10 protein-coding genes are annotated in these 15,299 nt (G+C 49.0%); 7 read left to right on the top strand and 3 right to left on the bottom strand.

Annotated elements, in window-relative coordinates; genetic code table 11:
* Positions 1–306: 306 nt before the first annotated feature.
* Together JWH17_RS07960 and JWH17_RS07955 are read right to left on the bottom strand one after the other, a co-directional pair.
* The gene (locus JWH17_RS07960; protein ID WP_205222063.1) at positions 307–1,593 is read right to left on the bottom strand and encodes an acetyl-CoA C-acetyltransferase; all 1,287 of its coding nucleotides are present in this window, start codon (positions 1,591–1,593) and stop codon (positions 307–309) included.
* Between the two features lie 14 nt (positions 1,594–1,607).
* Positions 1,608–4,013 (bottom strand): acyl-CoA dehydrogenase, encoded by a 2,406-nt coding sequence (locus JWH17_RS07955; protein WP_205222062.1) that lies wholly within the window; start codon positions 4,011–4,013, stop codon positions 1,608–1,610.
* 962 nt (positions 4,014–4,975) lie between these two features.
* Here JWH17_RS07955 and JWH17_RS07950 point away from each other — a divergent pair.
* The 7 genes from JWH17_RS07950 to thpR all read left to right on the top strand — a co-directional run bounded on the left by JWH17_RS07950 (position 4,976) and on the right by thpR (position 14,343).
* Complete coding sequence (locus JWH17_RS07950) at positions 4,976–5,797, top strand: hemolysin family protein (RefSeq protein ID WP_232370974.1); 822 nt, start codon at positions 4,976–4,978, stop codon at positions 5,795–5,797.
* Positions 5,790–7,370, top strand: a complete 1,581-nt coding sequence (gene lnt, locus JWH17_RS07945) for an apolipoprotein N-acyltransferase (protein ID WP_205222060.1) — start codon at positions 5,790–5,792, stop codon at positions 7,368–7,370. Before JWH17_RS07950 ends, lnt begins: the two co-directional genes overlap by 8 nt.
* A 267-nt stretch (positions 7,371–7,637) precedes the next feature.
* A protein-coding gene (gene prfB / locus JWH17_RS07940; RefSeq protein ID WP_232370973.1) for a peptide chain release factor 2 occupies positions 7,638–8,748 on the top strand; the annotation gives its coding sequence in 2 pieces (ribosomal slippage) (positions 7,638–7,721 and positions 7,723–8,748; 1,110 coding nt in all).
* A 244-nt stretch (positions 8,749–8,992) separates the two neighbouring features.
* Positions 8,993–10,075 (top strand): deoxyguanosinetriphosphate triphosphohydrolase, encoded by a 1,083-nt coding sequence (locus JWH17_RS07935; protein ID WP_205222059.1) that lies wholly within the window; start codon positions 8,993–8,995, stop codon positions 10,073–10,075.
* A 157-nt stretch (positions 10,076–10,232) separates the two neighbouring features.
* Positions 10,233–12,917, top strand: coding sequence for a valine--tRNA ligase (locus JWH17_RS07930; protein WP_205222058.1), 2,685 nt, complete (start codon positions 10,233–10,235; stop codon positions 12,915–12,917).
* Between the two features lies 1 nt (position 12,918).
* Positions 12,919–13,752 (top strand): carboxylating nicotinate-nucleotide diphosphorylase, encoded by an 834-nt coding sequence (gene nadC / locus JWH17_RS07925; RefSeq protein WP_205222057.1) that lies wholly within the window; start codon positions 12,919–12,921, stop codon positions 13,750–13,752.
* 51 nt (positions 13,753–13,803) lie between these two features.
* The gene (thpR, locus tag JWH17_RS07920; protein WP_205222056.1) at positions 13,804–14,343 is read left to right on the top strand and encodes an RNA 2',3'-cyclic phosphodiesterase; all 540 of its coding nucleotides are present in this window, start codon (positions 13,804–13,806) and stop codon (positions 14,341–14,343) included.
* Between the two features lie 81 nt (positions 14,344–14,424).
* On the opposite strand, the gene JWH17_RS24330 is transcribed toward thpR, so the two are convergent.
* The gene (locus tag JWH17_RS24330; RefSeq protein WP_205222055.1) at positions 14,425–15,084 is read right to left on the bottom strand and encodes a PEP-CTERM sorting domain-containing protein; all 660 of its coding nucleotides are present in this window, start codon (positions 15,082–15,084) and stop codon (positions 14,425–14,427) included.
* Between the last annotated feature and the right edge of the window lie 215 nt (positions 15,085–15,299).

Below are 15,299 nucleotides of genomic sequence, written 5' to 3'. Positions count from 1 at the left end.
CCCTGTTTTTATATTATTTTTTGGCAAAAACAATATATCAGAGAGTAAAAGGCTTTTCTCGTTAATTATGCGTTTTTATTAAAAAAGTGAGGGGCTTTGGTTGCCCTAGCCAACCCCGAAACTTGAGTTATGTTAATTCAAATAGATTTGGTATTTTTTTACAATGTTCACCAAAGTTCAGTCCATCCAGCATCATTTTCTTCAGTATTTTGGCAATGAATATAGGCTACTATCGGAGTCTACGCTTACCTATTCATTGCCAAAAACTTTGAACCTGACGCCGCCTGAACTGATGAGAAATTCGGGTTAGCCTCTTTTCAATAGCATTGCTCCCCCTTGCCCCCCTCCGATACAGAGGGTTGCCAAGCCGGTTTGCGCCTTTTTTTGCTGCAGGGTATTGAGCAGATGGAGAACGATGCGGGCTCCGCTGCATCCCACAGGGTGGCCAAGACTTATGGCACCTCCATCGATATTGATTCTCTCTTCCGGGATGCTGCCAAGCGGAGTTTTCAAATCAAAGTGCTGCTTGCAGTACACCGGATCAGCAAATGCCCGCAGGCAGGCAATGACCTGGGCCGCGAAGGCTTCATTGATTTCCCAGTAATCAATATCAGAGAGTTGGAGTTGGTTTTTTGCCAGCAGGGGGATTGTGGAGTGTACCGGTCCGAGTCCCATATGCTCCGGCGGAAGACCTGCCCAGTGCGTGTCAACAATGGTACCAAGCACCGGTAGTTGATATTGATTGACTATTTCTTCATTTGCCAGCAGGAGCAATGCCGCACCGTCGGTTATCTGGGCCCCGTTGCCGGCTGTGATTCTGCCGAATCGGGGATCAAAAACCGGTCGCAACCGTGACAGTTTTTCTATGGTGGAGTCTCGTCGCAGCCCGTTGTCCTCTGTATAAGCGTGTCCATTACGGTCATAGATTGGTGTCACTTCGGTCATCTTTTTCTGGTCGTATGCTGCTGCCAGACGTTGATGGCTGCGCAGGGCATACTGATCCATCTCTTCACGCTGCACATGAAACATATCTGCCAGGTTTTCAACGGTCTGTCCCATGTTGAGGTTAACCACCGGGTCGGTAAGGCCTCTTAATATGCCGAAAACAGGGCGCAGGTGGCGGGGCCGAAGCTGTGAAAGCTGACGGAGTTTAGCCAGTGGTCCCCTTGCCTTATTCAGGTCTGCCAACCAGCCGATCATTTCATCGTTGAACAGCACAGGGGCATGGCTCATGGCATCTACCCCGCCGGCAAGAATAAAATTTGAATGACCATCCCTGATTCTGTCTACTGCCGTCTCCAGTGCCTGCATACCTGAACCGCAATTTCTCTGTACAGTCCATGCCGGTACCTTGTGGCCGCAGCCTAGTCGCTGTGAGGCTACCCTGGCAATGTTGACTTCATCCGGACTGGGAAGCACACTGCCGATGATAACTTCGCTCAGAAGGTCCGGCGAAAATGGTTGCCGGGCGAGGAGTTGTTTTCCTGTTGCTACCAGCAGGTCGGCAGAGGTAAAAGGTCCCGGCTTGCCGGTTGCCTTGAGAAAGGGGGTACGGCTTCCGTCCACTACATACACGGGGGGGTGGTGACTCATATGCATGCCTCCATTTACAATGTTGGGAAGTCGTCAACCGCTATGATTTTATGACGGTATTGTTCCAGGGTCAGCAGGAGCTCAGCCTGGCTTGGCGAGAGAATGTTTTTCTGCGCTGCCTCGTTAATGCGCTCCTCAGCACCTGTTGCCGTGAGCTTGTTGGTTTTCACCGCATCCTGCAGGGCTGCTTCTCCTGATTGAGCTTGGGCGGAAGTTGTCAAATAGGCATCGAGCAGCGTCAGCGGTTCTTCCTCGTTGTCTGGCAGGAAAATACCTTCAGTCAGTCGATCTCTTGCCGGGGTATCGCTGATAAGGATGGCCGCTACCTGCCGTCCGAGTCGGTCGTCAGGCTGGGGGTAGCTTCGTCCCAGAGGGAAGACCGTCCAGCGAAGGAAATGGCCAATCGCTTTTACGGGGAAGTTGGCAAACAAGGACAGCAAACCTTCCTGGGCAGCATGCAGGCATTTTTGGCAACCCCATTCAACCAGCGGCTTGTCCTGCACCGGTGTCCCTGAGTCGTGGTAATGCTTGATAACAGCCATGGTCAAAAACAGGTTGCTGATTACGTCACTCAGTCTTCCGGTCAGCTTTTCTTTGCGTTTTAAATCAGCACCAAGAACCAGCATGGATACATCACCCACAAGGGCAAAGGCTGAGGATAGTCTTGTTACCTGTGAGATATATTTTCCTGTAACCTTGTCACCTTGTTTGGGAAGCAGTGCGTTGCCGCCAAAGCCCATGAACAAGGTGCGGCTGAAATTACTGAGCAGGAAGCCGAGATGGCCGAAGAGGGCCTGGTCAAAATGGTTGAGGCTGCCGGTTTTAATGGCTTTTATCTCTTGCTGGATAAAGGGGTGGCAGCGCAGAAGACTCTGGTTGAAAATGATAAAGGTACGGGTAAGTATATTGGCACCTTCTACAGTGATGCCTATTGGTGCCGATTGATAGATTCTGCCGAGAAGATTCTTAGGGCCAAGGCAGATTCCTGCTCCACCCTGAACATCCATGGCATCGTTGATTACGGAGCGCATGAGCTCTGTCAGGTGATATTTTGCAATGGCAGTGACAACAGCAGGACGTTCCCCGTTATCAATCCCGTGCACCGTTATTGCACGGGCACTGTCCATGATATAGGTGTTGCCACCGATTCGGGTCAGGGCTTCTTCGACCCCTTCAAAACGATGGATGGGCAGGTTGAATTGTTTCCTCGCGGCAGCATAGGCACCAATGGCACGACTGGCCATCTTTGCCCCACCGGTGGAGAGTGCCGGCAGTGAAACGCCTCTTCCCGCAGCCAGCGCTTCCATGAGCATGCTCCACCCATTGCCGATACCTTCTCTGCCACCAATGACCATATCCAGGGGAATGAAGACATCTTTGCCTTTGTTAGGGCCGTTCTGGAACGGACAGTTCAATGGAAAGTGACGGTTCCCCACCCATATCCCGGGCGTATCGCGGGGGATAAGAGCAAAGGTGATTCCAAGATCTTCCCTGTCTCCAAGGAGTTGATCTGGGTCATAGAGTTTAAAAGCAAGCCCGATGATGGTGGCAATGGGCCCCAGGGTGATGTAGCGTTTGTGCCAGTTTAAACGAATACCTATGGTCTCGTCCCCTTGGTATTCGCCCTTGCAGATAATCCCATGATCAGGGGTTGCGCTGGCATCGCTGCCTGCTGTGGGGCCGGTGAGGCCAAAACAGGGTATTTCTTCGCCTGTGGCTAGTCTTGGCAGAAAATAATCCTTCTGCTCCTGGGTACCGTAATGGAACAGTAGTTCTGCAGGCCCTATGGAATTAGGCACCATAACGGTGACTGCTGCCGGAATACTGCGACTGGCAATTTTGGCGATGACGGCAGAGTGGGCAGTGGCTGAGAACCCAAGCCCTCCGTATTCTTTGGCAATAACAAGGCCAAAGAATTTGTTCTCTTTGAGATACTGCCAGGCTTCCGGCGGAAGATCGAGCAGGGTGTGGGTAATTTGCCAATCATCGATCATCCGGCAGAACGTTTCCACAGGCCCATCGATAAATGTACGTTCTTCAGGAGTTAACGACGCTTGAGGATAAGCAAGAATTTTTTGCCAGTCCGGTGCCCCGCTCCATATTTCTGCGTCCCACCAGACCTTGCCGGCATCCAAGGCTTCCTGTTCGGTTTGACTGACCTTGGGCATGACTGCCTGTGCTTGTGCAAAGAGTGGCTTAGTCAAAAAACGTTGCCTGAAAGGAGGATGGTTGAGGACCACCAGGAGGCTCAGGGTACCGGCAAGCAGCAGGACAAACAGCCATGTGGGCGGTGAAAAGAGCATTGTCCACCCCAAAAGGGCGCCTAAAAAGACGATGGAAGAGGACTTTAAGGAAAAACGAAATGCGGAAAGGAGCAAAACAAGAACAAATACAAGAATAATGAGTGCCTGAATCCCCATACTGCACCTCCTGAAAGTGATTGCCTGTAAACTGCAACACATCCCTGCTTTTTGAATTTACAGGGTGGAACTGCCTTTGCCCGTTTCTTACATTCTAAGCAGAAATTGCGAGTATGCATTCTTCTCGAGTGTTTTTTTTATATAACTGGTAGAAATAAATAAGAAAGCCTAGTCCGCAGCGGGTAAGATCATCTGTTTTTAGGAAGAAATGTTTTTTATTGGTAATGTTTCGAAATTATTTTATTTGTTTTCTATGTGGAGTAGATTGGGAGAGTGGTTGTAAGGAGTGCTTGAGCTGATTGATTGTCTTTTCCCCTGGTGATGTTTTTTTTACACCTAAATCCTGCAATTGGAAATTTCGGAGTCTACGCTACCTGCCGAAGATGTGAGGCACCGGAGGCGCAGACGTATAAAAATACTTCAAGCCTTCGGTAACGTAGCAGATTTGGTCAAATTGCCGATCCCGAAGGGCGTTGAAGGTGAGAAAAAAATAGGTTCACTCAAACCGTGAATAGAACTTCAAATCAATTTTTTGCTCAATATGTTGTTTTTTAGAGTAGAATTTATTTTTTCTAACATTCGACGTGCAGGATTTAGGTTACACACATTGGTAACTCAGCCTTATCGGGGAAAAGAGTGTTTATAAATGTATTTTTGTCTGCCGAAATGGCTTGACTTTGCCCGCAACCGGCCTACTTTCATGAGTATTCATATTGATTGCAAGCCATCGAAGGCACTCGTTCGGAGTCTACGCTTACCTGCTGTCATTTGCTACCATGAAAATTTGGAGCAACTTTGATGGCTTACCTTGTCAAGGAATTTGATATCGTATAGTTAGCAACTCCGTGATGGGTTACTATTAGTTTAATCAAATATAGGTACAGATATTCCCAGTAATAATGGACACAGCATCTGATTCAAAATCCGAACCTCCGTCGACCGAGCGGGGTTTTCTAGCGTGGTTGAAATCTTTTATACGTTTTCGTGGTGGGCCGGATACCACTGAAGAACTCGAAAACGAAATTCAGGAATTACTTGAAGAAGGCGAAGAGCAGGGCTTGATAACCCGCCAGGAAGAGCGGTTAATCAGTTCTATTTTCGATTTTCGGGGGACTCTGGCTTCAGAGATCATGACTCCTTCTGCTGAGATAGTGTGTGCGGAGGAAAATGCTACTGTGGAAGAGCTGGTGGCCATGATCAATGAAGAGGGATACACTCGCATCCCTGTATACAAAGAAACCCATGACCATGTGATCGGGATTCTCCATGCCAAGGATCTGCTTAGGATATGCGCCGGTAACGTGGGTATCGACTTTGCGATCAAAGATTATTTGAATCCTCCTCTGTTTGTCCAGGAGTCTAAACCCATAACTGAGCTGCTTCGCGACTTTCAAACAAAAAAAAATCACATGGCATTGGTTGTTGATGAGTTTGGCGGCGTGCGTGGGCTCATTACTTTAGAAGATGTTATTGAAGAAATCGTTGGTGAAATAGATGACGAGCATGACCAGGAAGAGAGTGAACTCCGGATTGTCGATGAGCAAACCATAATTGTCGATGCCAAGATCGATATAGAGGAAGTCGAGTCCCACTTTTCCATTACCCTGCCGGAAGGACCGTATGAGTCTGTGGGTGGGTTTGTCATTCATCAGCTCGGCAGAGTACCTGAAGTGGGGACCCTGATAGTGTATGAATCATTGCATCTTAAAGTGCTGAGTGCTGATAAGCGACGGGTTAAAACCATCAGGGTTACCCAAAAAGAGATTGTAGAGCAGGATGACTAAGCTTCCACAACGTGTCTTCCTTGTCTACGGGTTCCTGACGCCGCTGTTGCTCGGCCTTGCAATGCCGGGTCGGGTCGGTTTCTGGCCACTGCTTTTCGTAGCCTTGGCTCCTTTGCTGCACGTCTGTCTCTTTCTGCCACCTAAAAAAAGCTGTCTGCTTGGTTTTGCTGCTGGTTTTTTGTATCACCTCTTCCTGCTGTATTGGATTGTCATCGTGGTCGGCCGTTACGGTGGCTTGCCCCTCTATCTTTCATTCGCGGCACTCGTCCTGCTTGCCCTGTACATGAGCTTTTTCTGGGGCTTATTCTGCTTGTTACTCAGTATCTTTGCCGGTCGTTCCTGGCACAGGGAGCGCTCTATTTCAACCCTGGTATGGCTTGCACCGGTGCTTTGGGTGGCTCTTGATTATCTGCGCAGTTTTTTGTTCAGTGGATTTCCCTGGATGGACATAGGCTATGGGCTCTACTCACAACCCCGCCTGATTCAAGCCGCAGATCTGGGTGGGCACCATGCCGTAAGCTTTGCTCTATTGCTCAGCAACAGTTTACTTGTCGCCATTATCGACCGGCAGCGCTCGAATGTACGGTGGAATATCCGAATGGAGAGGCGGCTGCTGCTGCTGGCCTGCGGCTTTCTCGTTTTTATTTTTGGCTATTCCTTTCTCCGCTACGATGTCGTGAGTAGGGCTGTCTCGCGTGGACTGCACTCAAAAATTGCTGTGGTGCAGGGCAATGTCAACCAAGCTGAAAAATGGACTCCCGAAAAAAAAGAGCAGACAGTGGCCACCTATGTTCGACTCGCTGAGGAGGTTCTTGATCAGCGGGACACAGAGCTTGTTGTCTGGCCGGAAACCGCGTTGCCTTTTTATCTGCAAAGTGATCCTTTGGCGTCCAGGATTGCTCAATTCGTCATCGCCAACAATATCTGGCTGTTAACCGGTACGCCTGCCTATACTATCACGGGTACCCACCCGGACGGACGCCGGGATGTTGATTATTTCAATGCCGCAGTGTTGATTGATGCTGGAGGCCGACTGGCTGGGCAGTACCAAAAACAGCACCTTGTGCCGTTTGGTGAATATGTTCCCCTGAAAAAATATATGCCGTTTCTGTCCCCACTGGTGGTCAGTGTCGGTGATTTTACTGCTGGGCAATCCAGTGCGCCTCTTGTTATGGGAAAAATACGAATGGGTGTACTGGTTTGTTTTGAATCAATTTTTCCCGAAATTGCCAGAGCAAGCACTGGTGCAGGGGCCAATCTGTTGGCGAATTTGACCAACGATGCCTGGTATGGAAGATCAAGTGCGCCCTATCAATCCATGGCTATGTCGGTTTTTCGAGCGGTTGAGAACAAACGTTCATTGGTACGGGCTGCCAATACCGGTATCAGCGGATTTGTTGATCCTGTTGGTAATATAATCAAGAGCACGGAACTGTTTGTGCCGACAGCACTTGCCCGCCAGGTTCCTTTATGGGAAGAAGAAACGATTTTTACCCGAAATGGTTACCTCTTCGGTGCCTGTTGTCTTTGCGGCGTCGTTGCTATTTTTCTGTTTCGAAGACGGGGTGCGTAATGTTTGGGGGCCGTATTTGTGTGGGCTGGGAGTTTTTTTTTCATAAGAGGCTGGAAATCTTGCTTTCCCCACTTGAGACTTATGAGCTAACTGTATAGTATACGGCGCTTGTTCCGTGAGCCGGGATTTTTCATGAACATTGTGAGGGTTTTGAAACGCTATGTGACTTTGTTTAACATCCGGAAACGGTATATAACTGAACAAGTTGACACAATGTTCATGAAAAATTCGGGTTAGAAGTAATTTTTTTTTCTAAAGAGGTATACCATGGCGGAAATCAGTGAATCTGCAGATTCCAGACAATTGCTCAATCAACTCAAGGGTAAAATGCTTGCGCTGAAGGAGCATCTTTGACTTAGATAACAAGAAAGAACAGGTCGAACTGCTGGAGCGGCAGACCCTTACGCCCAATTTTTGGAATGATCAGGCAACCGCCAAGAAGGTGCAGCGACAGCTCGGCCAGCTGCAGGAGGTTATCAACTCCTGGGAAAAGAGCTACAACGATCTCGAAGAAACGGAAATGTTGCTGGATATGGCCGTAGAAGAGGGGGATGGTGAGACCTACGAGGAAGTAGTTTCCACTCTGGCTTTATTACAAGAGCGGATTGACCTGGTTGAACTGGAGTGCATGTTCGGCGGCGAGTACGACGGCGGCAACGGTATTATCACTATCCATGCCGGCGCCGGCGGTACTGAGGCCCAGGACTGGGTCGGCATATTGTTGCGCATGTATCTTCGCTGGGCAGAAGATAAAGGCTTTAAAACCGATATTCTCGATCTGCTTCCTGGTGATGAAGCAGGCACCAAAAGTGTTACCATTCTTGTCCAAGGGAAATATGCCTATGGCTACCTGCGCTCAGAAATAGGGATTCATCGTTTGGTGCGGATTTCGCCCTTTGATGCCAGCGGGAGAAGGCATACCTCGTTTGCTTCGGTCATGGTTTTGCCCGAGCTGGATGATGATGTGGAAGTGAATATTCAGGACAAGGACATTCGTATCGATACCTATCGGGCCAGTGGTGCCGGTGGACAGCATGTCAATAAAACAGATTCTGCCATCAGGATTACCCATCTGGAAAGTGGTATTGTTGTGCAGTGTCAGAATGAGCGTTCTCAACACCGCAACAAAGACATGGCCATGAAAATGCTGATGGCCCGCCTTATGGAAAAGGAGCGGGAAGAGCAGGCCAAGCATCATGAAAATCTCCAGGGAGATAAAAAAGAAATAGCCTGGGGGTCTCAGATCCGCTCGTATGTCCTGCAGCCATACAGGTTGATAAAGGACCATCGAACCAATTGCGAAGAGGGGAATGTGGATGCTGTGTTGGATGGAAAGCTTGATCGTTTTATCAAAGCCTATCTGCTGTGGCAGCCGTAAATGATCTTTTTAAGGAGGTGCCCGTAATTACGTTGGGCAATATCGCACTCCTCTTTAGGGTAGGTTTGGGTGAACTTATTGAATGAAGCCGCAGGTGTAGTTGTGCTACGTTAGGGGCTTTGTGATTGAAGAACAGTCAACTATGAGCTGAAGATGCAATGCGAGATGTTCACGTTATTTGTGGGCAACTCCTGAGGCGGGGAAAACGAAAATTTAAGCTGAGGAGTCGGTTCCCGAGTATACCATGAATCTTACAATCCGGCAGCAGCAGGAAGAGTTGGAGAAGCGTATTCTCTCCCCTCGTGCCTGCCTGAGCACCCAGTCCCGAGGTCGTTTTTCTTCGCGGCAGAAGCATCAGCCATGTGAGCTGCGCACCGCTTTTCAGCGTGATCGTGATCGTATTATTCATTGCAAGACATTTCGCCGGTTGAAACATAAAACCCAGGTCTTTCTGGCCCCTGCCGGCGATCATTATCGCACCCGACTTACCCACGTGCTGGAGGTGTCGCAGATCGCACGGACCATGGCTACCTGTCTGCGGCTTAATGAATATCTGGCGGAAGCTATTGCTCTGGGACATGACCTGGGGCATACTCCGTTTGGTCATGCCGGCGAATACAGTCTTAATCAACTGCACCCGAAAGGATTTAAACATTTTCAACAAAGCCTGCGTATTGTCGATTTTTTAGAAAATGACGGCCAGGGGTTAAATCTTACCTGGGAAGTTCGCAATGGTATTCTTAAGCACTCCAAGGGGTACGGGGACATATTGCCGGAGAATACCGGAGCCTTGGCAGCTACTCTGGAGGGGCAGCTGGTGCGGGTTGGTGATATTATGGCCTATGTCAACCATGACCTGGATGATGCCATGCGGGCGGACATGGTCAAAAACAGTGATCTTCCGGTGGCCCTACGAAAAGTGCTGGGAGAACGCTCTTCTCAGCGAATAAAGGCAATGGTGGGTGATTTGGTGAAAACCACCATTGATGCCGACGATGGGCACCTTCATTTAAGCGATGGCATGACGGAAACCATCAATGAACTGCGTAACTTTCTCTATGAGAATGTGTATCGGAACTGGCGGGTTCATGATGAGTTTGAAAAGGCGCAGCGTATTATTCGGGACCTGTATGGATACTTTCTGCAACATGAGTTTCCTGTGCATGGAGCCGGAGCCTGTTGCCAATTGCGACAGCCGATATTTACCAAGGATGAAGAGACCAAGCGGCATCGAAAGGTATGTGATTTCATCGCAGGTATGACCGATCGTTATGCTCTTGGTCTGTATTCGCAGATTTTTATGCCCAAACCATGGAGTCTTCTTTAATCAGTGCGCTCATTGCATTGAATATGATTTTGAAAGAGCCGTGAGGCTTCTTCAGGCGCCTACTTCACTTGGGCTGAGACTCCTTTTTAATTTTTATTTTCGAATTACTTTTTTATTTGCATATTATACTCCGGTCACGAGCCGGTATGAGAAAACGATGGAAAAATCAACAACACAAGAAAACGAAAAGTACGACCTGCCAAAGGGCTATGAGTTTGATGAGGTAGAACAGCGCTGGTACAGCCGCTGGTTGCAGGAAAAAAGTTTTTCCGCAGCAATGGAGGAAGGCAAGGATGCTTTCTCCATCGTCATCCCCCCTCCTAATGTGACCGGTGTTCTGCATATCGGTCATGCGCTGAATAACACCCTGCAGGATATTCTTGTTCGCTATCACCGGATGAAAGGGGATAATACGCTTTGGGTGCCTGGAACCGATCATGCCGGGATTGCGACCCAAAATGTTGTTGAACGCCAGCTGGCAGCTGAAGAAACAACCCGTCATGCCCTTGGCCGGGAAAAATTTATCGAGCGGGTTTGGCAGTGGCGGGAAGAAAAAGGCGGTACCATCATCAACCAGTTGAAACGGATGGGAGCCTCCTGTGACTGGGACCGCGAACGTTTTACCATGGATGAGGGCCTTTCTAGTGCGGTGAGAGAGGTGTTTGTCCGTTTATACAAGGAAGGCCTTATCTACAAAGGGGATTATATTGTCAACTGGTGCCCTCGGTGCCACACTGCTCTGGCGGATGATGAAGTGGAGCATGATCCCACCGACGGCAAGCTCTATCATGTTCGCTACCCCTATGCTGACGGCTCCGGACATGTAGTGGTAGCAACCACTCGCCCGGAGACCATGCTCGGCGATACGGCCGTAGCCGTTCATCCGGAAGACGAGCGCTATCAGGGACTTGAGAAGATTGGCATTGCCTTGCCGCTGACAGACCGAATTCTTCCTGTGGTGCTCGACCACCATGTACAGCGCGAGTTTGGGACCGGTGCCCTCAAGGTAACCCCGTCCCATGATCGTGATGACTATGAAATTGGGTTGCGCCATAATCTTGATCGCCTCAAGGTGATGGATGATAAAGGGGTCATGAACGAAGCAGCCGGTGCCTATGCCGGGCTTGATCGTTTTGATTGTCGCAAGCGTATCGTTGCTGATTTGGAGGCCCAGGGCTATCTCGTAAAAATAGAAGACTATCAGCACGCAGTGGGCAAATGTTACCGCTGCAACACCGTGGTCGAGCCCACCACGTCTAAGCAGTGGTTTGTCTCTGTACGTCCATTGGCCGACAAGGCAGTTGGTGCAGTGCAGGAGGGACGGATGAAGATCCATCCTCCCACCTGGAACAAGACGTTTTATTCGTGGATGGATAACATCCGTGACTGGTGTATTTCCAGACAGATATGGTGGGGACACCGGATACCGGCATGGACCTGTGAGGATTGCGGCGAGGTGATGGTGGAGGTGGAAGACCCCACAACCTGTACCAAGTGCGGCAGCAGCAAGCTCAAGCAGGAAACCGATGTGCTGGACACCTGGTTCAGTTCAGCGCTGTGGCCTTTCTCCACTCTCGGCTGGCCGGAACAGACCAAAGAGTTGGCAACTTTTTATCCTACCTCTGTGCTGATTACCAGTTTTGATATCCTTTTCTTCTGGGTAGCGCGGATGATGATGATGGGGCTCCATTTTATGGATGAGGTACCTTTTCATGATGTCTATCTCCATGCGTTGGTGCGGGATAAAGACGGTAAAAAGATGTCCAAATCTACCGGAAACGTCATCGACCCCCTGGTGACAATCGGCCAGTATGGGACAGATGCTTTTCGTTTTACCTTGACCGCCTTTGCAGCACAAGGCAGGGAAATCCGGATGGATGAAGAGCGGGTGGATGGCTATCGGCGCTTCATCAATAAGCTCTGGAATGCTGCCCGTTTTGCGCAGATGCATATTAAGGACGAAGATCCTGCCATTACCGAAGTAACACAGCGGCCGCAAGAGCTTGACCTGGCGCATCGCTGGATACTGAGCAGGACCAATGCCACCATTGTCCAGGTACGTGATGCCCTGGATGGATTTCGTTTTAATGAAGTTGCCTCTACCATTTATCAGTTTATCTGGCATGAATTCTGTGACTGGTATCTGGAGTGGATCAAGGCAGACCTGTACGGTGAGGATCCTCAGCAGCGGAAGAATGCTAAAGGGGTATTGTTGAGTGTCCTGGAAAACATTTTAAAGCTCATGCACCCTGTATCGCCTTTTGTTACAGAGGAGATATGGAGCCAGTTGCCGGGTGAGCGCACCACCATCATGACCCAGCCTTTCCCAGCTGTGAATCAGGCGTGGGAGGATGCTGCTGCCGAGCAGGACATGGGGCTGCTGATGGATGTTATCTCCGGTTTACGAACCATACGTACTGAGGCGGAACTGCATCCGACTGCCAAGGTTGAGGCAACGGTTATCTGTGCGGATGAGAACAAAAGGTCGGTGATAGAGGAATTTGCCGCTGGTATTGAGGCAATGGTTCGAGCCAAAAGCCTTACCGTCGTAGCCCAGGGGAAGGTTCCTGATGATGCCGGTCACGCCATGGTGCAGGATGTGGAGTTGGTTATTTCGCTGAGTGGACTTATTGACGTGGATGCAGAGCTGGAAAAACTGAACAGGGAACAGGGAAAACTGGAAAAGGAGCTCAAACGGGTAACCGGTAAGCTCAACAACGAGAAGTTTCTCAATAATGCGCCGCCGGAAATCGTTGCCAAGGAAAAGGGGATCGAAGCTGAACTGGTGGCCCGTTTGGAGAAAAACCAGGAATCAAGCCAACGTTTACAGAAACTACGCTGATATGGATGCTTACTTATTGGACCCTCTGCTGGATAGGTTTATCCATGAGGACTTAGAACACGGTGATATCACCACCGATGCGATTTTTACCGATAAAGACCAATCGCACGCCTATTTTACAGCCCGTGAGCCACTGGTTGCTGCCGGTATGGCAAAGGTGGCTTGGCCGATTTTTTCCAAGCTGAACCCTAAAACCACCTATGGTCGTGTTCTTCAGGACGGCAAACACGCCGATAAAGGCGATATCCTGTTGGAACTAATAGGCCCGACCCGGGCGCTGCTGCGAGGTGAGCGGGTTGCGTTGAATCTGGTGCAGCGGCTATGCGGCATAGCGACCCTGACAGCAGCCTTTGTTGCCGCTATCGATGGGTTGGATGTGAAGATCGTGGATACCCGAAAAACAACTCCAGGGCTGCGGATGCTTGAAAAGTATGCGGTCCGGGTCGGAGGGGGGAGTAATCATCGTTTTAGTCTCAGCGACGGAGTTATGATCAAGGATAACCATATTGCCGCCTGTGGCTCGATTACCGATGCGGTTAAGCGGGTACGACGCCAAGTCCCACATACCATAAATATCGAGGTGGAAACCGATACCATGGCACAAGTGGAAGAGTGTCTCGCCTGTCGTGTCGGGGTGATTATGTTGGACAATATGGATACTAAGACCATGGAGGAGGCGGTCAAGTTGATTGACGGCAGGGCTGTTATCGAAGCCTCCGGTGGCGTTAGCTTGGATACCGTTCGGGCAATCGCTGAAACCGGCGTGGACGTAATTTCTGTTGGTGGGTTGACCCATTCAGCTCCTGCCTGTGATATTGGCATGGACTGGTGCTAAATTATCAACTGAAAGTTACTCGTTACCAAAGGGCATTTTCCGGATAAGCTGATGAAAAAAAGGTTGTTTGTTGCCTTGGATTTGCCGGAATCGATCACGGCCAGGATAGAATCGCTTTGTAGCGGTTTGCCCTCTGCACGCTGGATAACACCCGAGCAACTGCACCTGACACTTTGTTTTATCGGCGAGGTGGAGGGGGCTGCCTTTCACGATATCCGGGAGGAACTTTCACACGTCATCACAGAACCTTTTTCCATGCGTTTGGATGGGATGGGTTTTTTCCCTCCCCGGGGAAAACCGAGAGTGGTTTGGGTGGGAGTGGAGAAGAATGAACAACTCCACCTGCTGCATCAGAAAATATATACCTGTTTGACCCGAGCAGGGGTAAAGTTGGAGAAAAGAAAATTTGCTCCGCATATCACTATTGCTCGCTTGAAAAACACGCCGGTAAGCAAGGTGGCTCGTTATCTGGAAGAGTATGGCTTATTTTGTACGGAGCCTTTTGAGGTGAATAATTTTAGGTTGTATTCGAGTATGCTCGGGCGGCAGGGGGCTGTGCATAACATTGAGCAGGAATATGGGTTGTTGTGAGTAGGGGGAAAGGATAAGTTATAAAAAAAGCGGAACCCAAAAGTTCCGCTTTTTTTGTTAAGCAATTCGGTTTTCCGGAAATTATTTCCGTTTTTTCCGAATAATACCTGTCAGGCCGATGAGGCCGGTACCAAAAAGAAGCATGGTGGTTGGTTCGGGTACAGCATTATTATTAGGATTAAAACCGGAAAAATGTGAAATTTCTAATCCTCCATTTCCCCCTATTCCATTTATATTATTATCTTGCCCCCATTGCCACATATCATATGTGCTCCAAGATCCGGTCGCTTGAGGGCCAGGAACTAACTGATATAACGAATAATAATTCCCTGCCTTTACAGAATAAATTTCAATCGTAGTTGTAGGGGCGGGGAGAGCTGTCCACGTACCAGTCCTAGACTGAAGAGCTTCGGGGACATCACCGCCATCAGGTCCTGTATATGTACCTAGGATATTACCATCGGTTTCATTTGTAGTGGTGTAGCTCACAGTAGCCTGAGTGAGATCTGTGGTGATGCCGACGGATTGAAGGTTTACCTCCACTTGGTCTAAAAAATTGAGAGTATCGTTTCCTTGAAATGTCCCCAAGTAATTACCGCTATTTGTATACCATCCATACGAGGAGCCATTAGGGAAAGTGTCAGTATATGTGTTTGGTGCCGTTTCATTTAAAATTGGGGTTGCATTGACCACGACTACCAATCCGAATATTACCAATGGTATTATTAATACATTTTTCACATAATCCTCCATAAGGGTTAAAATTTTTCTTAAATATTTCCTGACAGATATGCATAAATAGGGCCACTATCTTTAAAGTTGAAAAAGCATTGAATTTGCAATGGTTACCGCGAATAACGTCACTGTCAATCAATCTCCAACTATAGCTTAAATTCCATTTTCCGGAAAAACTGTTCGTTATGTTGAATGAAAAGTTCCAATAGACCAAGGATTTC

Source organism: Desulfogranum marinum (assembly GCF_016918565.1).
GTDB classification, from domain to species: Bacteria; Desulfobacterota; Desulfobulbia; order Desulfobulbales; family Desulfobulbaceae; genus Desulfogranum; species Desulfogranum marinum.
This window is presented reverse-complemented; position numbering and strand designations above follow the sequence as displayed.

Coding starts and splice junctions, on each gene's coding strand:
- JWH17_RS07955 (WP_205222062.1), bottom strand. CDS start 4,013: ATGGGGATTCAGGCACTCATTATTCTTGTATTTGTTCTTGTTTTGCTC.
- lnt (WP_205222060.1), top strand. CDS start 5,790: ATGACTAAGCTTCCACAACGTGTCTTCCTTGTCTACGGGTTCCTGACG.
- JWH17_RS07930 (WP_205222058.1), top strand. CDS start 10,233: ATGGAAAAATCAACAACACAAGAAAACGAAAAGTACGACCTGCCAAAG.
- JWH17_RS07960 (WP_205222063.1), bottom strand. CDS start 1,593: ATGAGTCACCACCCCCCCGTGTATGTAGTGGACGGAAGCCGTACCCCC.
- nadC (WP_205222057.1), top strand. CDS start 12,919: ATGGATGCTTACTTATTGGACCCTCTGCTGGATAGGTTTATCCATGAG.
- thpR (WP_205222056.1), top strand. CDS start 13,804: ATGAAAAAAAGGTTGTTTGTTGCCTTGGATTTGCCGGAATCGATCACG.
- JWH17_RS07935 (WP_205222059.1), top strand. CDS start 8,993: ATGAATCTTACAATCCGGCAGCAGCAGGAAGAGTTGGAGAAGCGTATT.